Source organism: Dactylosporangium sp. CA-139066 (assembly GCF_050936175.1).
Lineage (GTDB): Bacteria > Actinomycetota > Actinomycetes > Mycobacteriales > Micromonosporaceae > Dactylosporangium.
In genome coordinates this window covers 6311250-6333523 of sequence record NZ_JBNJNH010000001.1, presented here as the reverse complement: position 1 = coordinate 6333523, position 22274 = coordinate 6311250, and the positions used below count along the sequence as shown (strand labels likewise).

Genomic DNA, 22274 nt, shown 5'->3' with positions numbered 1-22274 from the left:
GTGCACGTGGTTGTGTTGCAACGGCCCGGCTCGGCGGCACCGTGCGACCGCTGGATCCTGCAGGAGGCACCCGGGACGCGCGTCACGGTCGTCAGCTCGCACGGCACCGTCCGCCCGGACTCCGACCTCGGGCCGGGTGTACGGCGGGTCCTGGTCGACGACTACGACTCCGACGCCGCCGTGCTCGGCGAGCTGTTCCGGATCTGCCGCGAGGACCGGCCGGACCGGCTGTTCGCCAACTCCGAGGACGACGTCCTGCGGGCCGCCGAGGTCCGGACGCTGTTCGACATCGAGGGCCAGCGGTCCGCCTCCGCCCTGGCGTTCCGCGACAAGGTCGCCATGAAGGCGCTGTTCGCCGGCCTGGCCACGCCCGCGGTACCGTACCGGCCGCTCGGCTGTCTCGAGGACGTCTTCGCCGCACGGCGGCAGTTCGGTGCGGTCGTGGTGAAGCCGCGGGACGGCGCAGGAGCGGTCCAGGTGCGCGTGTTCCACGACGACGACGCGATACGGTACGCCTGCATCGCCGACCCGGCCTGGGTGACGAGCGTCCACACCGGACGGCTCATGGCGGAGCGGTACGTGCCCGGCGCGGTGTACCACGTCGACGTCGTGGTGGACGGTTCGGCCGCCCTGCTCGTGTCCGCGTCGCGGTACCGGTGTCCGCCGCACCGGTACGCCACCGACAACTCCGGGTCGATCATGCTGGACGAATCGTCGCCGGCGCGCCGGGTGCTGACCGGCGCGGCGCGGGAGTTCGTGCGGCGGCTGCCGGCCGGCCACGGCGTCAGCATCCTGCACCTGGAGTTCCTCGCGGACGAGCCGGGCCTGTTCTTCGCCGGCGAGGTGGCCTGCCGCAGCGGCGGAGCACTGATCAGGAACAGCATCCGGTACACCTACGGCGTCGACACGTCGCGACTGGCGTGCCTCATCGCCGTCGGGTTGTGGCGGGACACTCGTGAGCTGACGCCGGTGGCCGCCCCCACCGGCTGGCTGCTGTGGACCGGCGGCCGGCGCCTGGCGGCCCCGGCGGACCATCCGGACTGGCTGCTCGAGCATGTCGTGAGCGACCGGCCGGGCAAGGCGACCAGCGCCGTCGACGGCAAGGCGGCGTTCCTCGTCCGCGGCGCGAACGAGGACGAGATCGCCCGGCGGTTCGCCGCGCTGTCGGCCGGTGATCCGGTCGCCGTACCGCGGGCCGCGGGCTGATGGCACCGGGCCTGACCCGCGGCGGGCCGCGGGTCCTGCTGGTCAACTCGGGGAAGACCGAGGCGGTCGACCGTCTGCGCGTCGTCGCGCCGGACGCCGAGCTGGACGTCATCACCGAGGCGCCGTATGCCGTGCAGTACGCCGCCGACGTCCGGCTGCACTTCGTGACCGACATCGGCGACCTGTCGGCGGTCCAGCGCACAGCACTGGCGTTGCAGGCCGCCGCGCCGATCGACTACGTGGTCGCGCCGTCCGAGCGCAGCCAGCAGGCCGGCGGCTATCTGCGGTCGTTCCTCGGGCTGCCGGGGATACGCTTCGACACGGCGAACCTGTTCTCCAACAAACCGGTGATGAAGGCCGCCCTGGCCGCGCAGGGAATCGCGGTGGCGCCCCATCGCGTCGTGGCGGACCTGTCCGCAGTTCCCGCCGCGGCGGCCGGCCTGGGCTGGCCCGTCGTCGTCAAGCCCGCGCTGGGAACCGGGTCGATGAACACGTTCGCGGTGCCGTCGCCGGCCGCGTGGGCGGCCATCCGGGACTCGGCCGCCTGCGACGGTCTCCGGCATGCGAATTGCCCGCTGGTGGTCGAACGGTTCGTCGACATGGAGGGTGAGTACCACTGCGACGGCGTCGTCCACAATGGTCGCGTCGAGTTCGCTGCCGCGTCGCGGTACTTCATGCCACTGCTCGGAAACATCGATGCCTTCACGGGCTCCTACCTGCTGCCCGACTGGCATCCCGACGCCCACCCGATCGTCGCGCTGCACGAGCGCGTCGTGCGCGCGCTCGGACTGCGCAGCGGTGTCACCCATCTCGAGCTGTTCAAGACCGCCGACGGATTCCTGGTGGGTGAGATCGCCTGCCGGCCCGCGGGAGGCGGCATCGTCGAGGCGATCGAGCTGCAGTACGGGGTGGACCTGTGGCGGGTCTTCATGGAGACCGCCCTCGGCCGGCGCCCGTCGATGCCGACGCCGGCCCGCCGGTTGCGCGACGACATCATCGTCAACTGTGACCTGCCGGTGCGCCCCGGCCGGGTGGTCCGGATCTCCGGTCCGGATGAGCTGGCGCGGGTCCCGGACGTCGTGCGGCTGTCGATGACCGTCGGACCGGGCGACGTCATCGGCACCCGGCTGCACTCGGCGTCGACCACCGGCCTGGTGTACCTCGCGGTGGCCGACGAGGAACTGGTGTACAAACGGGTGCAGGAACTGGCGCAGGCGTACGTGCTCGATGTGGATCCGACCTAGCACAGGAGTGGAGCGGATGCCCGCAGCGTCCCGCGGTCACGGCGACGTGACCAAGATGCAGAAGTACGACCGGCTGGCCGCCGGCAGGTTCTTCACACCCGTCGTCGAGGTCGCCGCCGCCTACGTTGCCGCGGCCATTACCGACGCCGCCGCCACCGAGGGCGAGTTCTGGGCGCTGTCGTGCCTGCCGGGCACGACACCGGGCCGGCTGTCGGCGCTGACCATGCGGGCCACCGACATCCTGGTGATCTACCGCGTCCTGCCGAAGGTCGCCGCGTCGCCGGTCGACGCGCTGATGATCGTCGAACGCTCCACGCTGGAGGAGGGGTTCGGCGAGCGCGAGGTCGCCCAGCAGCGGTACCCGCACCTGCAGTTCGTCGACTCGGACTTCTACGGCGCGGGCGACGACCAGATGATGGTGCGCGGGCCGTACGACGAGATGGTCGCGGTGCTGGGCGACAGCGTGGTGGCCGGCGCGGCCCGCGCGTTGGCGCAGCGGATGATGGGCCAGGGCAGGGTGCTGTTCTGGCGCGGGCACAACCGGATGCTCGCCGACCACGCGCTCGGGCGCGCCTGAGCGGCATGATTGATCGTCATTGATTGGATTCCGGTCGCGCGACGCCGAAAACCGCACTGTCCCTTGTAGAGTCCGCCATATGTTCAGCGCAGCGGCGTGGACCTCGGGACGGGACCGATGATGGTAGCTGAGTATCAGGCGCGCCGGCAGAGGCTTCTGCCGCCGGGGGAGCGGTCCGCGCCGGTGTTGCTGGTCGGGACGCACAACGCGGCGGTTGCCCGGATCGCCGAGGAGGCGGGCTTCGACGGATGCTGGGTCAGCAGCCTGGAGATCTCGGCGACCAAGGGCATCCCGGACCGCAACCTGCTCGGCGCCAAGGAGATGATCGACGTCGCGCAGACGATCCGGTCCGCGACCACGCTGCCCGTCGTCGTGGACTGCGACAACGGATACGGCACCGACCTCGCCGCCGCCCGGGTCGCGCGCGAGCTCCACCTCGGCGGCGTGACCGGCATGTGCATCGAGGACAGCGCCTTCCCGAAGCGCAACAGCCTCATCAAGTCCGTCGACCGGTCGCTGGAGAGCCGCGAGGCCTTCGCGGGCCGGGTGGCACGGGCCCGAGCGGCCACCGGCGACGACTTCGTGATCGTCGCGCGGACCGAAGCGCTGATCGCCGGACTCCCGCTCGACGACGCGATCGAGCGGGCCCAGTCGTACGCGGAGGCCGGTGCGGACATCGTCGTCGTGCATTCCAACGGGGGCGAGGTCACCGAGCTGTGGGAGATCGCGAAGAAGTGGACCGGCCCGGCCCGGTTGGCGTCGATCCCGACCGCCTACACCAACGTCACCCTCGACGAGCTCGGGGACGCCGGATACGGCATGGTGGTCTACGCGAACCACCTCCTGCGCGGCGCGCTCGCCACCATGACCCGGCTCGCCGCGCAGCTGCGGCGCGGCGGTCAGCTGTCGGCGCTGACCGGTCTCGTCCCGATCCAGGAGATCCTTCGCCTGTCGGGTGAGCCGGGCGTCGTGGCGGCCTGAAGACGCCACGAGCGACCGGGACCGCGACATGGATACGAGGGTCGCGCTGCACGAGTTGCCGGCGGCGCTGGGACTCGATGTTGCCGTCGGCGTGCCGGACTCCCACCTTTCGAGGCTCATGGCCGCAGTGGGGTCCTCGATGCCGGTGTACACGGCGCCCCGCGAGGACGCCGCGGTGGGAGTCGCATGTGGACTTGCGCTCGGCGGGCGGAACCCGTTCGTGTACCTGAAGAACGCCGGGCTGTTCACGTGTGGCGACGCGCTGCTCTCGCTGGCGCGGGACATCGGCGTCGCCGTGTTCCTCGTGGTCGGCTGGGCGGGAACCGGGGACGACCGGCTGAGCCATCACGTCGTCACCGGTGAACGGACGGTCCAGTTCATGCTCGCGCTGGGCATCTCGTACCAGATCGTCGAGCACGACGCGAAGGTCGACCCCACCGCCATGCGACGGTGGTACGACGACTGCGTCGCGGCCGGCCGGCACCGCGCCCTCCTCGTCCGGCCGGGTCACGCATGATGTACCGCGGCGAGATCGCCTCGCGGATCGTGACCTGTGCGCGCGCCCGCGGCTGGCCCCTGTTCGTGGGCAACGGCTACCTCGCCCGCGAGGTGATGGCCATGGTGGAGCCGGGCGAGGCCCGGGCGCTGCCGCTGCAGGGCGGAATGGGCCTTGCCGGCGCGGTCGCGGCCGGGTTCGTGCTCGCCGGCGCGTCGTCCCGGGCGGTTGTCCTGGAGGGCGACGGCAACCACCTCATGGGGTGGTCGTGTGCGCAGTTCATCGCCTTCCAGCAGCTGCCCATCATCCACGTGGTGAGCGCCAACGGCGTGTACGCCAGCACCGGCGGCCAGACGGTTCCCAGGCGTGGCGGGCCGCAGGACGTGTCTGCCTGCGCCGCGGCGCTCGGCTACGGCCAGGGGTTCGCCGTCGAGTCTGCGGAGGAGCTCGAGGACGCGCTCGCCACCGCGACGGACACGGCACTGCCGGTACTGGTGTACGTGGCGGAGGACCCGCGCAGCGTGGCGCCCCGGCGCAGCCCCGAGACCAGCGCGAGGTACGCCGCAGCGTTGCGGACGTGAACGTCAGCCGTGCAGGCCGTGCAGCATCTGCCGGCAGGCCTCGGCGCACCTGAGGGTTGCCTGCGAGCAGATCCGGCAGTGCTCGTGATGGTGGGCGTGCTTGGCGCAGAGTTCGGCGCTGTGCTCGCAGGCGATCACGCAGGCCTCCAGTTGCGCGCTGAGCAGCGCCACGTCGCTGCCGCGGCTGATCAGGCGGCGGGTCGTCGCAACCGTGTCCGAGCAGTTCAGGTCGCGGATGATTGCGTCCTGCAGGTCGCGTACGTCGTCCTCGCCGACCATCGCCGCCGCGCAGGCGGTGACGGCCTCCTCACACTCCAGCATGGCGTCGATCGCCGAGGCCAGGCGCTCGCTGGTCACTTCGGGCCGGAAGCTCATCGCGACGCTGTTGAGGAGTTCCCGGGTCTGCGGCATGGCGATCCTCCCGGTTGCCGGGTACTGGGACCGTACGCCTCTACCACGAAACGGCCACCCCAAACCGGCCGCCGGGGGTCTTCGAGTGCTCGCCCGACGACGCCGGGCGGGCCCCATCCGACCCCGGCCGAGGCGGGCTGGTTGGCTGACAGAACCCTGGTGTCACCGCCAGTCGATGGACGTGACCTCAACCGGGCCGGACACCCCGGCCAGCTCGATTGGCTGGAGGGCCGATGCGGCGAAAGCGTCGGTGGCGGCTTCGATCGCGGGTCGGGTGGCCAGGACTTCGCCGTTGGCCGCTTCCGCGCCGATCTGCGTGGCGAGGCGGGTGGCGGCGTCGGCCTGTTCGGGGCCGCGTGCGGTGTGTACGGCGATGCGGACCCGGGGTGCGAAGCCGTGGTCTCGACGGTGATCGGCCAAGGCGCGCTGGACGTGGCACGCGCAGTTGAGTGCGACAGCGGCGTCCGCGAAGGTCGCGAGGTAGGTCTCGCCCTGTTGGTTGATCCCGTCCGCTCCGTGCTCGCCGCAGATCGACCGCAGGGTGCGGTCAAGCCATCGGGTCAAGGCGTCGGCTGCCGCGACGTCGAGCAGCGCGGCCAGTGCGGCGGGGTCGGCGCTGGCGATGTACACGACGGTGGGCGCGGTCCGTCTCGACGGCGGCCCGGCCGGGGTGGCGGTGCCGACCGGGGCTGCGCGCTGCGCTTGGATGAGGTCCTCCAGGTTGGCGTCGGCTCCGCGCCGGGTGGCCCGCTGGAGTTCCTCGGCGCCCAGGCCGGCGAGCAGCCGGGTCCAAACCGTTTCCTGGGTCTGTCGCTTCGCGGCCGGCGGCGACTCGCCGAGCAGGTTGCGTTGTGCGGCTGCCGCCCCGACCAAGACCGCGGCCTGCACGTCCTCGCCGCCGGCGAGTGCGGTGCGCGCCAGACCGTCCAGGCTGGCGGCGATCCCACCACGGTGCCCGAAGCGCATGCAGAGCTCGAGCGCATTGCAGAAGGTGTGCCGGGCGGCGTCCCGGTCGCCGCGGTCCAGCAGCAGCCGGCCGGCCGCCTGCAGGGCCGATGCCTCACCTTCCCGGTAGCCGATCGCGCGGTAGCGGGCGAGGGCCTCCTCGGCGAGATCTCCCGCCCGGTCGGGTCGGCCGCGTTGCTGCATGATGGAGCCGAGGATGTCGAGGGAGAAGCCGAGCGCGGTGTCTTCGCCGACGCGCCGCGCGACGGCCAGCGCCGCCTCCGCGGCCGACTGTGCGGCGGGCAGTTGGGGCGCATCGCGTCGTACTCGGGCCAGGTGCGCCAGCGCGATGGCCTCGCGCCACCGGTCCCGTGCTGCGCGCAGCGCGTCGACGGCGTGTTCGAGATGGGCGGTAGCCGCTGGCAGGTCGCCTCGCGTCCAGGCGATCATCCCCAGCCGGGTCAGCGCGTCGCCTTCCCATTGCCGGTCGGCGTGGCTGCGGGCGAGCCGGAGTTGCTCGGCGGCGAGTGCGTGAGCGGTGTCGATCTCGCCCAGCCCGAGGCGGAGCAGGGTTGCCGCCGCCAGCAGCCGCATTCGTCGCCCGGGCTCGGAGCCGGACACCACGCCCAGCCCGGCGTCGATCCAGTGCAGTCCCTCGGTGCGAGCGCCTGCTAGGTCCCACGGGTGCCAGAGCAGCGCCGCCATCCGAGCGCCGAGCTGCGCGTCGCCGTCCGGGCCGAACGCCCACTGCAGGGCGGCGCGCAGGTTCTCGTTCTCCTCACGGATCTGTTCGAGCCATGGCATGGAGCCGGCCTGGTACAAGTACGGCTCGGTCTGCTCGATCCAGGCAAGGTAGTGCCGCGCGTGGCGTTCGGCTGTCGTCGCGACCTCGCCTTTGTCGCGCCGGGCCTGCGCGTATTCGCGCAGCGGCTCCAGCATCCGGTAGCGGCTGCGCTCGGACGCGATCTGCTCCAGCTGGACCAGTGACCGCGACACGAGCCGGGACAGCAGCGCGGCGATGCTGCGCCTCGGCAGGTGTACATCGTCCACGATCATTTCGGCGGTGCCCAGCGTGAACCCGCCGGCGAACACCGACAGCCGCTCGAACAGCAACTGCTCGGGCTCGCTGAGCAGGTCGTAGCTCCACCGCAGGGCGGTGTCCAGACCGCGATGCCGGTCGGTGGCGTCCTCATGTCGGGCGTCCAGGAGCCGGAACTGGTGGTCGAGCCGGTCGGCGATCTGGCGCAGGGGAAGCGTCGCGACCCGGCTCGCCGCCAGCTCGATGGCCAGTGGCATCCCGTCGAGCCGGTGGCAGATGTCGCGTATCAGACCGACGTTGGCCTCGGTCACCCGGAAGCCCGGCCGGGCGGTCGCGGCTCGCGCGCCGAACAGCCACACCGCCGGGCTGGCGGCTGCACGCTCCCACGTGGTATCCCGACCGGGCACCGGCAGTGGAGACAGCGGCACGATTGCCTCGCCGGGTATGCCGAGGCTTTCCCGGCTGGTTGCCAGCACGCGCAGATCTGCGCCGGCCGCCACTACGGCGGTGGCGAAGCTGCTGCTGGCGGGTAGCAGATGCTCGCAGTTGTCCAGAATCAGCAGCGCTTTACGGCGTCCCAGCGCCGCGGTGACGGTGTCCAGGAGGAGTACACCCGGCTCGGCCCGAACCCCGAGCGCGTCGGCCACCGCCTGCGCCACGAGCTCCGGCGCCGTGAGCGGTGCCAGGTCGACGAACCAGATCCCGGCGGGGTACCGCTGGGTCATCGAGCGTGCGACCTCGATGGCGAGGCGGCTCTTCCCGACGCCTGCCGCGCCGACCAAGGTCACCAGCCGGTGGCCGTCGAGGGCGGCGGCGAGCTGCTCGCGCTCCCGTTCCCGGGCGACGAAGACGCCGAGCGGGCGCGGCAGCGGCGGTCGCGCCCGGGCCGCGCCCGGCGGGTCGAGGGAAGGGTGATGTTGCAGTACCGCGCGGTGCAGATCGTCCAGCTCCGGTCCCGGCATGACACCGAGCTGCTCGCCGAGGAGACGACGCACCGCCTGGTAGGCGGCCAGCGCGTCGGCCTGCCGGCCGCACCGGTAGAGCGCGACCATGAGCTGGGCCCACAGGCGCTCCCGTAACGGGTACTGCCGTACCAGAGCCGCGAGCTCGCCGACGAGGTCGGCGTGCGCGCCGAGGGCGAGATCAGCGTCTGCCCGCGCCGCCAGGGCGTCGAGACGAAGCTCCTCGAGCCGGTGAGCGGCGTTGGGCACGAAGGGTGCGTCGACCCCGGCCAGGGCGGGTCCGCGCCACAACGACAGGGCCTGCGCCAGCAGCGGCGAGGCGCGCCGGGGATCGTCTCGGAGGTGGCTGCGGCCCTCCGCCACCAGCCGTTCGAAGCGCATGGCGTCGACCTGCTCGGGCCCTGCCTGCAGCGTGTAGCCGCCCGCTCCGGTCACCAGCACGCGTGGTTGGTTCGCCCCGGAATCCTGCTCCAGAGCCCGCCGAAGGCCGGCCACCGAACCATGCACGATGGTCGCCGCGGAGGCGGGCGCATGCTCTCCCCACAGCAGGCCGATCAGCCGGTCGACCGGCAGCGGGTCGCCGGGATGGAGCAGCAGCGCCGCGAGGAGCGCGTGTTGCCGCGGCGGCCCGAGCGGCACGGTCGTCCCCGCGTCGTCGATCACCGTAACGGACCCGAGGATCTGGAACTCCACGTTCAGAACCTCCTCGACGTCTAGTCCATGTTTAGCCGACCGGCCAAGACTGTGTCCGTGCCTCGGCTACGGAAAGGAGCAGGCCGGTGGACCCTGTGACGGACAATGCCCGGGCGGCGAACGAGGCGGCCCGGGAGCTTCGCGGCACCTTCCGCGGAGACCTCATCCTGCCGCAGCACGAACGATACGAGACCGCGCGCAGGGTGTGGAACGCCAGCATCGACCGGTATCCGGGGCTCATCGCCCGCTGCGCCGACACGGGCGACGTCATTGCCGCGCTCCGCGCCGCGCGCCGGCACGGCCTGGAAGTGGCGGTGCGCGGTGGCGGGCACAGCATCGCGGGTCTTGGTGTCGCCGACGGGGCCGTCACCATTGACCTGTCGCGAATGGCGGCCGTACAGGTCGACCCGGATGCCCGGCGGGCCACGGTGCAGGCGGGCAGCCTGCTCTCCGGGCTCGATCGGGAGACCCAGCGGCACGGGCTGGCCGTCACCAGCGGCTTTGTCTCGCACACCGGGGTCGCCGGCCTGACCTTGGGCGGCGGGTTCGGCTGGACCGCCCGCAAGCACGGCCTCGCCTGCGACAATCTCCGCTCAGCCCGGGTCGTCCTGGCCGACGGCAGCTCGCGGGTCGCCGGCGAGGAGCAGGACGCGGACCTGCTGTGGGCCTTGCGCGGCGGCGGCGGGAACTTCGGCATTGTCACCTCGTTCGAGTTCGATCTCCACGCGGTCGGGCCGATGGTGACCACCGGCGCCGCCTTCTACGACCTCGGCAACGGCCGGACGGTGCTGGAAGCGTTTCGCGAACTCGCCACCGAGGCGACCGATGAGACGACCTGGGCCGCGTCCGTCTGGGACGTCGAACCCGGCTCGTCGCTCCCCGAGGAGTACCACGGCAAGCCCGTCGTGTCCCTCGTATTCGTGCACATCGGTGACGTCGAGCAGGGCGTGGCGCTCGGCCGTCAGCTGCGGCGCCTGGCACGACCGCTCGCCGAAACGGTCGGCCCGGTGCCGTACCTGGAAGTGCAGAGCAGCAACGACACCGCCTGGAGCCATGGGGTGCGCCGGTACTGGAAGTCCCACTACCTGTGGGAGCTGCCGGACGCCGCGATCGAGACCTTCCTTGCTCGCGGCGCCGCAACGCCCGCCGACCGCCCAGCTGTCGCCGGGTCGCTGCAGGCCCGGGGCGGCGCCATCGGCCGGACCGGGGAAGACGACTCCGCGGTGGGCCATCGCGGTGCCCCGTTCGAGTTCATGGCCTCCACCGGCTGGAACGATCCGGGTGAGGACGACTCCCGCCGCAGCGGCGTCCGAACCTTCGCCGACCAGATGGCCCGCTTCGGCCGGGGCGTGTACGTCAACAACCTCGACCTCGAGGGCGAAGATCGTGTCCGCGACGCCTACGGCGCGCAGAAGTACCGGCGGCTCGCCGCCCTCAAAGCCCGTTTCGACCCCGACAACGTCTTCCACCTCAACCAGAACATCCGCCCCGCCACATAACCAGGCCGGCCGCCGGCGGCGGCGTGACGACGCGGTTCAGGGTCTGGATCGCAGGCCGTCCATCAGGATGTTCAGCAGGCGGCTTGCCCTGGCGTCGTGCTCGGGCGGGCGGGCTACGGTGAAGATGCCGATGAGGCTGGCGGCGATGTCCTCGGCGGTGACGTCGGCGCGCAGTTCGCCCGTCACACGGCCGGCGTCGAGGAGCTCGTCGATGGCCGCGAGGAGCTCGGTCTGGGTCTGGGCATGGGCGATTTCGCCCGATTCGATCATCGCGAGCAGCGTGTCGAGCATGCCGTTCTTGGTTGCGATCCAGTCCCCGAACAGCTCCATCCAGCGGCGCAGCGCCGCGGGCGGGGGAAGCTGGGTGAGGAGCTCGCGGGCGCCGTCGGTGAGCCGCGCGACCTGATCGCGGTAGACCGCGTCGACGAGAGACTCGCGGGTGGGGAAGTGCCGGTAGAGCGTGGCGATGCCGACCCCGGCCTCGCGTGCGATCGCGCGCATTGACGGTTCGGTGCCGGTGGACACGAACACGCGGGTCGCGGCTTCGAGGAGTTGGCTGCGGTTGCGTGTCGCATCCGCTCGCAGCACACGAGTTTCTGACTCTGCCAAAACGGATCACGCTCCGGTTATGGTACGGTGCTCTTGTAAACGGAGCATAGTCCGGTTCTCGTTGCCCTCGTTCGCCGCCAAGGAGACAAGTGAGCATGCAACACCCGAGCGTCAACACGTCGGCGACCACGAGCCGAGCGGTCCTGCTCGAGTCATTCGGCGGCCCCGAGGTCCTGGACCTCCGCGAGGTACCCGCACCGCAGGCCGGCCCGGGGCAGATCCGCGTGCGAGTCACCGCGGCCGGACTGAACCCGATGGACTGGTTCATGACCTCCGACGCGGAGACCGCCGCTCGATTCGGCTTGCGCCTGCCGTCCGGTTTCGGAACCGACTATGCCGGGGTCGTGGACCAGGTCGGTGACGGCGTGACCGGGTTCGCGGCCGGCGACCGGGTGTTCGGCGGCGCCCTCTCCCGCGCGGTCGCCGACTACGTCGTCATCGACGTGGCCGGGACCATCGCGGCGGGCGGCGACGCGCACCATACCCCCGACGGCGTCGACGACCGCACGGCCGCCGTCCTCGCCATTGGGGGCTGCACGGCCGCCGCCGCGCTCGCCGTCGTCAAACCCGGCCCGGGCGACACGCTGCTCATCGGCGGCGCGGGAGGCGGGGTCGGCGTGTTCGCCGTGCAGCTCGCCCGCCTTGCGGGCGCACGAGTGATCGGGACGGGATCGGCGACGTCGGCCGATGCCCTGCGTGCCCTCGGGGCCGAGCCGGTCGCTTACGGCGACGGCCTGGTCGACCGGCTGCGCGCCCTGGCTCCCGCCGGCGTCACCGCGGCCATCGACCTGTACGGGACGGAGACGGCGCAGGCGGCACGAGAACTCGGCGTTCCGGACGGGCGCATCACCACCATCGCCGCACAGATCGACGGCATCACACCGGCAAACGGCGCCAACGCCGCGCCCGGCGCCATCGAGGACATTGCTCGCCTGGTCGCAGCGGGCCGGGTCCGTGTGCCCATCGCGGCAAGCTTCCCGGTCGAGCAGATCCGCGCCGCCGTCGAGCTTCAAGCCGCCCGCCACGTACACGGCAAGGTCGTCATCGACCTCTAGCTCTCGCCCGCTGCGTCAATCTTGATCTTGGAGGCTCACGCGCGGCCATGTCTGCGGTCCCAGCCGGCCGGTGGTGTGGTCGCGAGCGGCTGCACTGCCGGTTCGAGTAGGGAAAATGTCAGCTGCTGCGCATCAAGGCCGACGCGGATGCCGACCGGCATCGGCAGATTCAGGCCGGCATGACCGACTTCAACGTTGCCCAGGACCGGGATGTCACGGTCGCCGAGGACGTCGAGGACGATCTCGGCAAGCGTCGGGGACGGGTTGGGCCCCTCAAGTCCAATGATCTCGCGCGGAACGCCCACGACCATGCCGGAGATCCGATCGAGAATGCCGCAGTGCCGCAGGACCTGCAGATAGCTCCAGACGTAGGAAGCCTGGCCGCCCATCTCCTCCCAGAACAGCACCGCACCGTCGAACCATTCGAGCGGCACCGCGAACCGCGTAGCCTGCACCAGCGCGATGCGATTGATCACCCCGCCGATCAGCCGGCCCTCGGCGCGACCGGCGCGCCAGCACTCCCACGACGGGCTCGCCGGCAGCGCACCGATCGCCTCGGTGCCGGTCAGTAGCCTGGAGTAGAGTTCCTCGAATTCCGCTCGGCGTGTCGCCGGCACGGCCTGCCAGTGCCCGCCGAAGCCAGGCACGGCCATGTCAGCATGGAACCCGACCAGACCCGTGCGTGCGTAGAGCGCCAGATGCAGCAGCGAGATGTCGCTGTAGCCGAGGATCGGCTTGGGGTCGGCCTTGATCGCCTCAACGTCGATCAGGTCGAGGTAGCCGAACGCCGTCTGGCCGCCGTCATTGGCGATGATCGCGCGCACCTCGGCATCCCGCAGCAGACCGTTGAGCTCCGCGGCGATCTCCGCCGGCGTGGCCGCGCTCCACCAATGGTGGCGCCCTACTTCCAGGAGCGGTGCCCGACGCACGCGGAATCCCATCCGCTCGAGCACAACCACCGCCTGCTCGACATTGGGCTCGTAAGCGGCAGGGAGCGGCCCGGACAGCGCTGCGATAACGACGAGATCACCGGGCCTCAGGGCACGGGGTCGAAGCAGTTGAGGCGGTGCTGAACCGGTCATCGGTGCAGTGTCCACACACGCGCACCAACTCGCTACGTATTTGCCGATCGACGCAATGGGCGGCCGCGAACCCCGACCTGGCGCTGTCCCTGCTCCGCTACGCCACCCACTGGGATCCGTTTGCGCCGTGACGGTGGCGGACCGGGACGTGGTGGCGCTGCTCCGCCGCAGCGTCGATGCCGGCGGCGAGCGTAAGGTGTGGAGCGCTTCGAGGCGGCCCTGCAGGATCTGACCGAAGCAACGCGAATGCGCAGCGGTGACTGCCAGGTTTGAGGCTCGGGGGTCGACGATGTTCCTGCTGGAGTGCCTGTACCGGGCGGGGATGGACGACGTTGTCACGGTGGAGCCGGCCACCGGTGGGTTCGCGGCGCTCGCCGGCATAGCCGTCCGCCGCGATGCGCCGCCGGTGTTCGTCAAGGCCTTCACCGAGCCGCCGGCCGACGACGTCTTCGTCGCGGAGGCCGAAGGGCTGGCCGCGCTGCGCGAGCTCGGCGGCATGGCGACGCCCGAGGTGATCCTGGCGAACCGGGAACTGCTGGTGCTGCAGGTGCTGCGGCCGAGGCCGTCCAGCGAGACCTTCTGGGAACAGCTCGCGCACGCGCTTGCGGGCCTGCATACGAGTACGACCCATCCGCGCTTCGGCTGGCACCGCGACAACTGGCTGGGCCGCCGCCGGCAGCGCAACACCTGGGAGGACGACGGCTTCGCGTTCTTCGCACAGCACCGGCTGCTGCGGTGGCTCGGGCAGCCCCGCGTCGATGCGGCACTCGACGCCGATGACCGCCGGGCGCTGGAGCGACTGTGTGACCGGCTGCCCGACCTGCTGCCGGACCGGCCGGCCTGCCTGACCCACGGCGATCTGTGGGCCTCGAACGTCCTGGCCGCCGCGAACGGCCGGCCCGCGCTGATCGACCCGGCCGTGTCGTACATGTGGGCGGAGGTCGACCTCGCCCACGTCTGGTCCACCGCGCCACCGCCCGAGGCGCAACGGTTCTTCGCGGTCTATGCGGAGCTGACCTCGCTCGATGCCGGCTGGCAGTCCCGCATGCCGATCGTGCAGTTACGCCAGCACCTCGCCGTGCTGGCCCAGCTCGACGACGACTGGGGCGCGGGCGACCAGGTCCGCGCTACCCTCGCGCCATTCCGGCCGCGGCGACAAGGCATATGAGGGTACGAACGGCACATTGGTCGATGCGCGTCATCGCGGCCCCGCCGCCGTGACCGAAGGCTGTTCCCGGGCTCGTGCGGCCTTACATCCGGGATCTCAGCACGTCGACCTCGCAGCCCGGCGAGAACGGGTCGAAGCCGTGCTCGACCAGCCACCGGACCGCCTGCAGGCTTCGCAGCGACCACCACGCGCGGATCACGTCGAGGTCGACGTCGGTGCCGTAGCCGGCGACGACGTCGTCAAGGTGCTCCTCGTGTCCGAGCGTCAGGATGGCGAGATCGAACAGGGCGTCGCCCTGGGCCGCCTCGGACCAGTCGACCACGCCGGTGATCTCGTCACCGTCGACGAAGACGTGGCTGAGCTGCAGGTCGCCGTGCACGAACACCGGTGTCCACGGCCGGAGCGCCGCCTCGGCGATCCGGCGGTTGCGCGAGACCAGGTCAGCCGGAAGGACGCCGTTCGTGACGAGCCACTCGCATTCGCTGTCGAGGTCCGATGCGATCTCGTCGACGCTCCGGCCGGGCCATGGCGGCAGCGGCGCGTCGTGCAGCATCCGTGCGGCGGCACCCGCCGCGGCCCACGCCGCCGGCGACGCGGTCGACGGCTCGCCGAGGCGGCCGAGTGCGGTCCCTGGGAGGGCGGCGAGCGCGAGCGCGGGCGGCTTGCGCCACAGGACCTCCGGAGTCGGGATCGGCGCCATGGCCATCGCCTCGACCTCGACGTCGGTGCGCGTCTGATCGGCGTCGATCTTCAGGAACACGTCACCGACGCGCAGGGTCGCGCGCTCGTTATGGGCGACGACGACCTCGACCTCCTCCACGTCGGCCATTATCGCGGCGGACGACCGCCGATGTCGCCGGGTTTCTTGCCGATCACGTCCTTGTGTACGTCAGGACGGCGGCCCCGCTCGCGAAGGTCCGGCTGCCCGTCAGCGTGAACGGGGTTGGCCGGAACGCGCCGGCAAGCATCGGGATGCCGGCACCGGCGACGATGGGGTACTGCTTGATCACCAGCTCGTCGATCTCGGGCAGGAGCGCGCCCGCGAGTTGTCCGCCGCCGCACAGCCAGATGCCGAGGCCGTCCTCCTTTTTCAGGCGCCGGACCAGGCCGACCGGGTCGTCCGGCACCAGTGCCACCTCGGGGTCGGCGATCTCCGCGATGGTCCCGGACACCACGTACTGCCGGAGGTGCCGGTACGGGCTGGTCGCGCCGATCGCCAGGCCCGGCTCGTAGGTGCCGCGGCCCATCACCACGGTGTCGAAGCGCCGGTTCGGTGCGTCGGCGAGCCCGAAGTGCCCGCGTGCGTGGGTGGGCAGGGTCTCCGGGTACTCCTCGCCGATGTAGGCCAGGACGTCCTCGGCGAGCGGGAGGAAGTCGAACTCGCCGCCCGGACCGGCGATGAAGCCGTCGATGGTGGTGCCGATGTAGTAGGTGAGGCTTCGCATTCCAAAAACTCCATCTGTAGTGCTATATCTGTAGTGATCTGAAGGTAGTACTACACTTGCAGTGGTGTCAAGAGGGGGTTGCTGTGGTGCGGCAGAATCCGGAGCGGCGCGCGGCGCTGCTCGACGCGGCCATCGAGGTCCTCGCGCGGGAGGGCTCACGTGGCCTCACGTTCCGGGCGGTCGACGCGGAGGCGGGCGTGCCGAACGGCACGGCGTCGAACTACTTCGCCAGCCGCGACGATCTGATCAACCAGGTCGGCGGCCGGGTCTACGAGCGGCTGCGGCCCAGCGACGAGCAGTTCGCCGAGGCGCAGGCGGGCCCGGCCGACCGGGCCAAGCTCGCCGCGCTGATGCGGGAGCTGGTCCAGCGCATGTCGGCCTTCCCGAGCGGCTACCTCGCGCTCGTGGAACTGCGGCTGGAGGCCATCCGCCGCCCGCAGCTGCGCAGCGTCCTCACCGGCATGATCCGCTCCGACCTGGACGGCAACATCGCGTTCCACCGGGCGGCCGGGCACCCCGGCGACGCGACCACGGTCAGGCTGCTGTACCTGGCGCTGAACTGGCTGATCCTGGAGCGGCTGACGCTGCCGGGCGTGTTCTCCGACAAGGAGACCGAGACGCTGATCGCTGAGGCGGTGGACCGCCTGGCCGCGGCCGGCTGACGGTGCGGCTTCCCGGCAGGTCCGCCGAGTAACGCATCGACGCCTGCGCGTGATCGGTGCGTAATGCCGATCGCCGAGGATTCCACCATGACGCGTTCGCTCGCCGTGGCGGTGGCGGTGCTCATGGCAATGATATCGACGGGCGCCTGTTACCTTGCACCCTTTGGCCCGGATCCCGTGCAGTACGCGGCCTTGGCCGTGATCGATGGCCGCCCGACGGCGGTCGTCGCCGCGTGCGGGCGATCAACAGTTGACGTCAAGGTGTACCTCGGCGGCAACACCATGGACGATGACTTTCACGTGTGGTCCGTCACGGTCACGCTGCCGGACCAGACGCAGGACGTCGAGGTGGAGCTGCTCGGAGCCGAGCGACCCGGCTGGAAGATCACCTCCAGCCAGGAGGAGGTCGTCGGCGCCAGCCCGTACAGCTTCAAGGTCGTACCGCTGACGTCGATCGAACCCGGCCACCACTACACCCTCGACTCATCGGACGGTGGCCCCGAAGGTTCGAGCGCGCCCGCGGTCAGCTTCACCACCGAGGACCTGACCAAGATCGGCCCGGGCCAGGTGCTGTCCGCGGTTGACTACGACCGCTCCAAGGTCGTGTCACGCGACTCGTTCGTCAACGACCGCTGTGGCTGACACTCACGCGGCGCGGCGCACGCCGGGAGTGGTTCGCGAGCATCGAGCCACTCGCCGGGTACCAGCCGATCATCGATCGGGAGCCGTTGGGTACGCGACGAGTACTGTCCGCCTCAGTCAGGTCGGCCTGCCGGATGACAGGGCCTACAAGCCTGCTCCGGTGGTGAACATCGCGGCCATGGCGGCGAACATCCGGGTGTGTGCTTGTTCGGCTTCGGTGGCCACGAACCGCCGCAGCGGCCATGGCGCATGGATGGTCAGCGTTTCCTGGATGGTGGTCGCGTCGCCGGTCGGGATGAACGTCACCTGTCCGACCAGCCGGATTCGCGGCGCCTGACGCGCGAGCGTGGCGATCGGACCGTCGGGTGACGCGGAAATCCGTACCCGGTAGGTGAATCGGATCCGCAGGCCCGCCACGACCATCCGGTCGGTGACGAGGTAGTCGGTGATCGCGGTACCGTCCGCTGCGAGGGTGGTGCCGACCTGGCGCACTGCGACGATCAGCGGGTGGACCCGGCGCAGGTTGGTCAGGTCGAGGTACCAGGCACGGACGACCGCTGGCCGGGCCGGGATGGTGGCGGTGATGACACGAGACACGATGCGCGACATGGCGCTTACACTGCCATCGAGGGGCCTGGCGGTGGAACCTTCTCCGGACGCAGCACACGGTCACTCCACGAGGACTGAAACCCACGCGGAGTGACCATGTGCGGTCGGGCCAGCGCGCGCGGACAGCGGCATGAGCGTGCAGCTGATCAGGCTTGCCGCTGCATCGAAGCCGTCGCCGGCCGCGCTGAGGGTGAAGGCTGCAAGGGACATTCCGCGTGCTGACAGTGCAGTGGGGTTCGATCCGGCCGATTGTGATGTGGTCGAGCCGGACAGCGGTGGCGGTGGGCGTGCATAAGGGGCATCGTCGTGGTTATGCGATCTTCTCACCGTGTGCGGGTGGCGGCGCTGCTGGTCGGTCTTGGTCTCGGGTTGACGGCGTGCGGCGGGAGCTCCGCGCCGCAGGCCTCGTGGTCGGCGGCGCCGTCGTCGGGTCAGCAGCCGGCCGGGGGCGCGTCGCCGTCGGTGTCGCCGGCGCCGAGCGGTAAGCCGGTGCACGTGCGGTTGTACGAGAAGGACGGGGCGACGTACGGGGTGGGCATGCCGATCATCGCGTACCTGTCGGCGTCGATCACCAGCGCCAAGGACTTCGACGCGGCGACCCAGGTCACCGTCAACGGGGCGCCGGCCCAGGGCGCGTGGTACTTCCAGAAGTCCACGATCTACGCCGGCTACCCGATCGAGGCGCACTACCGCCCGGCCGAGTTCTGGCCGGCGCACGCCGAGGTCGCCATGAACCTCGACACGAAGGGTAAGTCGGGCGGGGCCGGGCTGGTGTACGACAACAGCCTGACCCTCGACATGAAGACCGGGCCGGCGAACGTCGGCAAGGTCGACGGCAAGACCCTGCGGATGGTCGTGACCTCCGACGGCAAGCAGGTCTTCGACTTCCCGGTGTCGCTGGGCAAGGCGAGTACCCCCACGTTCAACGGCACGAAGGTCGTCATGGAGAAGAAGGCGGTCGAACACATGGTCGGCGACGGCTATGACGAGCAGGTGCCGTGGTCGGTACGGGTCACCAACTCCGGCGAGTACGTCCACTCGGCCAGCTGGAACGGCGGCAACATCGGCCAGCGCAGCACCTCCCACGGCTGCACCAATCTGACCGAGGCAAATGCCAAGGCGTACTTCGACTTCGCCCAGGTCGGCGACCCGATTACCTACACCAACACCGGCGGCCCGACGATGCCGACCTGGGACGGGTACGGCGACTGGAACGTGCCCTGGAACACCTGGCAGGCGGGCGGCGCGGTGCCGGCCAACTGACGCACCTCCGGGCGAACGCCGACATCGCAGACGGCCGCGATGCCTTTCAGTACGCGGGCCGCGGCAAATCCGCGCACCTGATCAAGGGATGTGCCGGCTGCGCCGCGGCAGCCGGCGCACGAGATGCGCGGGCGCCACGCCAGTTCGGCACTGCCCTTTTGCGCGCGTTGGCCCGACGCCGAGGGGGTCCTGGGAGGCGCGCATCGGGGCGGCATGCGTCCCGGGGTGCGGTGGAGCCGATGCGCTACCGCGTGCCGCAAACCGGCGACGGTGGCACAGTGGCCGCGGGTAACCCCGGAGGTCGACAGGGCTATCGTGTCCGGCGTGAGTCTCGCGGACCTGGTGACCGACGCCGCGACGGTGGGCTTCCGGGGTGTGGACGCATCGATGCTGCCGGGGCTGCGCGTGATCCGCCGCCGCGGTCCCGCGCGCGCTCGGCGGGCCGCGCTGCTCGCGTTGCTGCACCTCGGTGGCGAGAAGGCGCTCGAACCCGCCGATCTGGCCGTCCTGCGGCGGCTCATCAGGATCAAGATGCCCAGCGACCGGCCGCACACACTCGACGGCTGCTTCAACGCGTGGTTGGCGGTCCGTGGCGGCGACCAGCAGGGGATCATGCGGATCCTCGGGCTGAGCCGGTCGGTGCCCGCCACGTACGGCTTGGGCGAGACGCTTGTCGCCCACCTGGGGCACGGCGGGCCCGACCGCTCGCGCACCTGGCGGCACGTGTTCATCTCACCTCGGCTCAACGGCTGGACCGTGGTATCCGGCCCGAGTTGCGACCCCGACAACGAGCCCCGGGTCGAAACGTGGATTCAAGACCTGAGTTCGGTGTACGGCGACGCGCAGGCCTACTTCTACGGCAGCCAAGGCGACGGCGACGCCTGGCTGGTCGGCTCACGGGGGCGGATCGTGCGCCGTTTCAGCAGCGAGAAACCGGAAACGGCGAGCGGTGAGCCGCTGCCGATCGAACTGCGCACCCTGCGGCGGCTCGGCTTCACCGGCCCGCCGGAGCGACTCGATGCCGAGAACGCCGATGACTTCTGGGACTTCGTCGGCGAATGCGGTGCGCCGCAGGTCGCGGCCGAGCTGAGCATCGACCCGGTGTGGACCGGCTGGCCCGCCGACCTCGACGTGGACGCTCATCCGCTGATCGCCTGGCCCGAGTCCGACGATGAGGTCAGCATCCTGCGCGGCTGCTACACCTTCAACATTTAAGCGGATCCGCGCACAACCCGGGCTGTTCTGCAGCACAGTGACCCTCACCGCTATGGCCGCCGTGCAGCTGGATAACCGGTGCTGGGCCTGGCCGGCGTGGCGGAGGCGCCGGGCGACCTTGCCGGCGTGGGGGGAACTCGCGGCTGGTGGCCCTACCAGCGGTGCCGGATGATCAATGGCACCACCATCGCCGAGCCTGGCCAGCCGTCCGGCACTGCGCTGTCATCGGCCACGAGAGTGAGCCGACCCTCGACGGCGTGGAGACACGGAGCGTGCCGATCTTTAGGGGCGACCGCCGCGCGAGACTCGCGGCAGATCGGTGAACGTGATCTTGACCGAGCTGGTTATCCACTGTGGACAATCGGTGTCGGCGGCGAGCGTCGGGGCGTGGACTGCGAAGGCGGACGGATCAGGGGCGGCGAGCGTACGTGCCGAGGGACGGTTCCAGCGCTGTGAAGGCTTTCTCGGCCGCGGTCGACAGGGAACGGCGGATGGCGGGGGGCTTGGCGCCGCGCAGGAGAAGGGTGACGCTGTACTCGAACAGGACGCGGTGAATCGACGCCAGTTGGGCTGCGACTATGCGGGGGTACGGGTCGTTGGCGGTGGACTCGCTGGCCAGGGCGTCGGCGAGGGCCTGTTCGCGACGGTCGGTTATGTCGCGGCCGCGGGCAGTCAGGGAGTGGCTGGAGTGGACCAGGCGGGCGAACGACTCCGTCGGGGGGCCGAGGGTGACGTCGCCCGCGGCCAGGCGGGTGGCGTAGTCGCGGCGGAGAGCGGCGAGGGGCGTTTCGCCGCGTGGGCGGGTGATGACGGCCTCGGCGAGGCTGTTGATGGTGGCCTCGGCGTGGTCGAAGACGAGGTCCTCCTTGCGCGGGAAGTAGTTCGTGACCGTCATTTTGGACACACCCGCGGCAGCGGCAATCTGCGGGATGGTCACCTTGTCGAAGCCTTCCACCTCGAACAGAGCCATGGCCGCGGCGGCGATAGCGAGGCGGGTGGCCTCCTTGCGGCGCTCGCGCAGTCCCTTCGTCACGGGTCACAGCCTACACCGACTTATGCTTGACATAAGTTTAGGCGAAGCATAAGAATGGCGATGACGGGGAGGTGGCACGTGTACGACGAACGGGCAGTACGTCAGGTCGGCGGGGCGGTGCGGGACGCCTGGAACCGTGGGGACGCGACCGCGTACGCGGCGTTGTTCACGCACGACGCGAGTTTCGTGGCCTGGAACGGCGAATACGGGTACGGGCGGCGGGCCATCGAGGCGGCGCATCGGCACCTGTTCGCCGGTCCGCTGGCGGGTTCCCGCATGACCGTCGACATGAGCGAGCCGGTGCGGTTTCTCCAGGCCGACGTCGCCGTAATGGTCACCACTGGAGCCGTCACCCCGGGCGCAGAAGCCACCGGAGCGGTCGACACGACGGGCCGCGAGGGGCACGTGGCGGTGCAGACGTATGTCCTGGTGAACGGCGACGACGGGTGGCGGATCGCCGCATTTCATAATACGCGCCGCCCCTAATCCGCGCCGGCCGCGAGGACAGAGGAGCGGCGCGACGTGTGCGTACGAGATCGGGACGGCCGGCGCCGACACCATGCCGGTGTGGTGCCGCATGTGATCTCTCGTGCTCCGACTGGAAACGTTGGCCGGGTTGCTCAGGCTGCCTTGGCAGTGGTCTGACCGCAGCGGCGTTGCGGTTGGCCTTGGGCCCACCGGATGCGGTACTGCCCGGCTTGGTGCAGTCGGCGTGTCGCGTCGATCCCCCTCGCTGTCTCACATCAGCGTGGCAGGGAACGCGCCCGAGTCCACTTCGAACCCACTGCTCGACGAACGTAGCCAGTGACCTGAACAATCCCCGAGCGGTATCGGTGCGATCGGCCGGCTTCACCAGG

Annotated in this window: 23 protein-coding genes; 15 read left to right on the top strand and 8 right to left on the bottom strand. The window is 70.7% G+C overall.

Annotated features, from left to right (window positions below; genetic code table 11):
* The 6 genes from ACQEVU_RS29080 (at position 1) to ACQEVU_RS29055 (ending at position 5085) form a co-directional block, all read left to right on the top strand.
* The gene (locus ACQEVU_RS29080; RefSeq protein ID WP_433329012.1) at positions 1–1206 is read left to right on the top strand and encodes an ATP-grasp domain-containing protein; all 1206 of its coding nucleotides are present in this window, start codon (positions 1–3) and stop codon (positions 1204–1206) included.
* The gene (locus ACQEVU_RS29075) at positions 1206–2450 is read left to right on the top strand and encodes an ATP-grasp domain-containing protein (protein ID WP_433329010.1); all 1245 of its coding nucleotides are present in this window, start codon (positions 1206–1208) and stop codon (positions 2448–2450) included. Before ACQEVU_RS29080 ends, ACQEVU_RS29075 begins: the two co-directional genes overlap by 1 nt.
* A gap of 16 nt (positions 2451–2466) precedes the next feature.
* Positions 2467–3027 carry a hypothetical protein gene (locus tag ACQEVU_RS29070; protein ID WP_433329008.1) on the top strand — a complete coding sequence of 187 codons (561 nt, stop codon included), beginning with the start codon at positions 2467–2469 and terminating at the stop codon, positions 3025–3027.
* Positions 3028–3144: 117 nt separating this feature from the next.
* Positions 3145–4008 (top strand): isocitrate lyase/phosphoenolpyruvate mutase family protein, encoded by an 864-nt coding sequence (locus ACQEVU_RS29065; protein ID WP_433329006.1) that lies wholly within the window; start codon positions 3145–3147, stop codon positions 4006–4008.
* A 28-nt stretch (positions 4009–4036) separates the two neighbouring features.
* On the top strand, positions 4037–4525 hold the full coding sequence (locus tag ACQEVU_RS29060) for a hypothetical protein (RefSeq protein ID WP_433329004.1): 489 nt from the start codon (positions 4037–4039) through the stop codon (positions 4523–4525).
* The gene (locus ACQEVU_RS29055) at positions 4522–5085 is read left to right on the top strand and encodes a thiamine pyrophosphate-dependent enzyme (RefSeq protein ID WP_433329002.1); all 564 of its coding nucleotides are present in this window, start codon (positions 4522–4524) and stop codon (positions 5083–5085) included. Before ACQEVU_RS29060 ends, ACQEVU_RS29055 begins: the two co-directional genes overlap by 4 nt.
* Before the next feature lie 3 nt (positions 5086–5088).
* Here ACQEVU_RS29055 and ACQEVU_RS29050 read toward each other — a convergent pair whose 3' ends face one another.
* A complete protein-coding gene (locus ACQEVU_RS29050; RefSeq protein ID WP_433329000.1) occupies positions 5089–5496 on the bottom strand; it encodes a four-helix bundle copper-binding protein in 408 nt (135 codons plus the stop codon).
* A 162-nt stretch (positions 5497–5658) separates the two neighbouring features.
* Complete coding sequence (locus ACQEVU_RS29045) at positions 5659–9135, bottom strand: BTAD domain-containing putative transcriptional regulator (protein WP_433328998.1); 3477 nt, start codon at positions 9133–9135, stop codon at positions 5659–5661.
* A gap of 86 nt (positions 9136–9221) precedes the next feature.
* Here ACQEVU_RS29045 and ACQEVU_RS29040 point away from each other — a divergent pair, with 86 nt between their 5' ends.
* Positions 9222–10634 carry an FAD-binding oxidoreductase gene (locus ACQEVU_RS29040; protein WP_433328996.1) on the top strand — a complete coding sequence of 471 codons (1413 nt, stop codon included), beginning with the start codon at positions 9222–9224 and terminating at the stop codon, positions 10632–10634.
* A gap of 36 nt (positions 10635–10670) precedes the next feature.
* Here the strand turns inward: ACQEVU_RS29040 and ACQEVU_RS29035 are convergent, their stop codons facing one another.
* A complete protein-coding gene (locus tag ACQEVU_RS29035; protein WP_433328994.1) occupies positions 10671–11222 on the bottom strand; it encodes a TetR/AcrR family transcriptional regulator in 552 nt (183 codons plus the stop codon).
* A 116-nt stretch (positions 11223–11338) separates the two neighbouring features.
* Here ACQEVU_RS29035 and ACQEVU_RS29030 point away from each other — a divergent pair, with 116 nt between their 5' ends.
* Positions 11339–12298: an NADP-dependent oxidoreductase gene (locus ACQEVU_RS29030; RefSeq protein WP_433335120.1), complete on the top strand. Its 960-nt coding sequence runs from the start codon at positions 11339–11341 to the stop codon at positions 12296–12298.
* Positions 12299–12333: 35 nt separating this feature from the next.
* Here the strand turns inward: ACQEVU_RS29030 and ACQEVU_RS29025 are convergent, their stop codons facing one another.
* A complete protein-coding gene (locus ACQEVU_RS29025; protein WP_433328992.1) occupies positions 12334–13380 on the bottom strand; it encodes a S66 peptidase family protein in 1047 nt (348 codons plus the stop codon).
* Between the two features lie 256 nt (positions 13381–13636).
* Here ACQEVU_RS29025 and ACQEVU_RS29020 point away from each other — a divergent pair, with 256 nt between their 5' ends.
* Entirely contained in the window at positions 13637–14548 is a 912-nt protein-coding gene (locus ACQEVU_RS29020) for a fructosamine kinase family protein (protein WP_433328990.1), read from the top strand.
* A gap of 82 nt (positions 14549–14630) precedes the next feature.
* Here ACQEVU_RS29020 and ACQEVU_RS29015 read toward each other — a convergent pair whose 3' ends face one another.
* Entirely contained in the window at positions 14631–15377 is a 747-nt protein-coding gene (locus ACQEVU_RS29015; protein ID WP_433328988.1) for a phosphotransferase, read from the bottom strand.
* A gap of 43 nt (positions 15378–15420) precedes the next feature.
* Complete coding sequence (locus ACQEVU_RS29010) at positions 15421–15993, bottom strand: dihydrofolate reductase family protein (protein WP_433328986.1); 573 nt, start codon at positions 15991–15993, stop codon at positions 15421–15423.
* 86 nt (positions 15994–16079) lie between these two features.
* Between ACQEVU_RS29010 and ACQEVU_RS29005 the strand changes: the two genes are divergently transcribed.
* Both ACQEVU_RS29005 and ACQEVU_RS29000 read left to right on the top strand, forming a co-directional pair.
* A complete protein-coding gene (locus tag ACQEVU_RS29005; protein WP_433328984.1) occupies positions 16080–16655 on the top strand; it encodes a TetR/AcrR family transcriptional regulator in 576 nt (191 codons plus the stop codon).
* Positions 16656–16718: 63 nt separating this feature from the next.
* A complete protein-coding gene (locus ACQEVU_RS29000) occupies positions 16719–17297 on the top strand; it encodes a hypothetical protein (RefSeq protein WP_433328982.1) in 579 nt (192 codons plus the stop codon).
* A gap of 144 nt (positions 17298–17441) precedes the next feature.
* Here ACQEVU_RS29000 and ACQEVU_RS28995 read toward each other — a convergent pair whose 3' ends face one another.
* A complete protein-coding gene (locus ACQEVU_RS28995) occupies positions 17442–17906 on the bottom strand; it encodes a hypothetical protein (RefSeq protein WP_433328980.1) in 465 nt (154 codons plus the stop codon).
* A gap of 130 nt (positions 17907–18036) precedes the next feature.
* Between ACQEVU_RS28995 and ACQEVU_RS28990 the strand changes: the two genes are divergently transcribed.
* From ACQEVU_RS28990 to ACQEVU_RS28980, 3 genes are all read left to right on the top strand, one after another.
* Positions 18037–18201, top strand: a complete 165-nt coding sequence (locus tag ACQEVU_RS28990) for a hypothetical protein (RefSeq protein ID WP_433328978.1) — start codon at positions 18037–18039, stop codon at positions 18199–18201.
* A gap of 41 nt (positions 18202–18242) precedes the next feature.
* Positions 18243–19169 carry a L,D-transpeptidase gene (locus ACQEVU_RS28985; RefSeq protein ID WP_433328976.1) on the top strand — a complete coding sequence of 309 codons (927 nt, stop codon included), beginning with the start codon at positions 18243–18245 and terminating at the stop codon, positions 19167–19169.
* Between the two features lie 342 nt (positions 19170–19511).
* Positions 19512–20384 carry a hypothetical protein gene (locus ACQEVU_RS28980; RefSeq protein ID WP_433328974.1) on the top strand — a complete coding sequence of 291 codons (873 nt, stop codon included), beginning with the start codon at positions 19512–19514 and terminating at the stop codon, positions 20382–20384.
* A gap of 409 nt (positions 20385–20793) precedes the next feature.
* Here the strand turns inward: ACQEVU_RS28980 and ACQEVU_RS28975 are convergent, their stop codons facing one another.
* The gene (locus ACQEVU_RS28975; RefSeq protein WP_433328972.1) at positions 20794–21417 is read right to left on the bottom strand and encodes a TetR/AcrR family transcriptional regulator; all 624 of its coding nucleotides are present in this window, start codon (positions 21415–21417) and stop codon (positions 20794–20796) included.
* Positions 21418–21495: 78 nt separating this feature from the next.
* Here ACQEVU_RS28975 and ACQEVU_RS28970 point away from each other — a divergent pair, with 78 nt between their 5' ends.
* Positions 21496–21903 (top strand): SgcJ/EcaC family oxidoreductase, encoded by a 408-nt coding sequence (locus ACQEVU_RS28970; RefSeq protein ID WP_433328970.1) that lies wholly within the window; start codon positions 21496–21498, stop codon positions 21901–21903.
* Positions 21904–22274: the final 371 nt, after the last annotated feature.

What these genes read in the sequence shown, in the direction of transcription:
- ACQEVU_RS29025 (WP_433328992.1), bottom strand. Translation starts at nt 13,380, where the DNA reads ATGACCGGTTCAGCACCGCCTCAACTGCTTCGACCCCGTGCCCTGAGG.
- ACQEVU_RS29015 (WP_433328988.1), bottom strand. Translation starts at nt 15,377, where the DNA reads ATGGCCGACGTGGAGGAGGTCGAGGTCGTCGTCGCCCATAACGAGCGC.
- ACQEVU_RS29065 (WP_433329006.1), top strand. Translation starts at nt 3,145, where the DNA reads ATGATGGTAGCTGAGTATCAGGCGCGCCGGCAGAGGCTTCTGCCGCCG.
- ACQEVU_RS29060 (WP_433329004.1), top strand. Translation starts at nt 4,037, where the DNA reads ATGGATACGAGGGTCGCGCTGCACGAGTTGCCGGCGGCGCTGGGACTC.
- ACQEVU_RS29075 (WP_433329010.1), top strand. Translation starts at nt 1,206, where the DNA reads ATGGCACCGGGCCTGACCCGCGGCGGGCCGCGGGTCCTGCTGGTCAAC.
- ACQEVU_RS29030 (WP_433335120.1), top strand. Translation starts at nt 11,339, where the DNA reads ATGCAACACCCGAGCGTCAACACGTCGGCGACCACGAGCCGAGCGGTC.
- ACQEVU_RS29055 (WP_433329002.1), top strand. Translation starts at nt 4,522, where the DNA reads ATGATGTACCGCGGCGAGATCGCCTCGCGGATCGTGACCTGTGCGCGC.
- ACQEVU_RS29010 (WP_433328986.1), bottom strand. Translation starts at nt 15,993, where the DNA reads ATGCGAAGCCTCACCTACTACATCGGCACCACCATCGACGGCTTCATC.
- ACQEVU_RS28995 (WP_433328980.1), bottom strand. Translation starts at nt 17,906, where the DNA reads ATGTCGCGCATCGTGTCTCGTGTCATCACCGCCACCATCCCGGCCCGG.
- ACQEVU_RS28990 (WP_433328978.1), top strand. Translation starts at nt 18,037, where the DNA reads ATGAGCGTGCAGCTGATCAGGCTTGCCGCTGCATCGAAGCCGTCGCCG.
- ACQEVU_RS29050 (WP_433329000.1), bottom strand. Translation starts at nt 5,496, where the DNA reads ATGCCGCAGACCCGGGAACTCCTCAACAGCGTCGCGATGAGCTTCCGG.
- ACQEVU_RS29000 (WP_433328982.1), top strand. Translation starts at nt 16,719, where the DNA reads ATGCCGATCGCCGAGGATTCCACCATGACGCGTTCGCTCGCCGTGGCG.
- ACQEVU_RS29070 (WP_433329008.1), top strand. Translation starts at nt 2,467, where the DNA reads ATGCCCGCAGCGTCCCGCGGTCACGGCGACGTGACCAAGATGCAGAAG.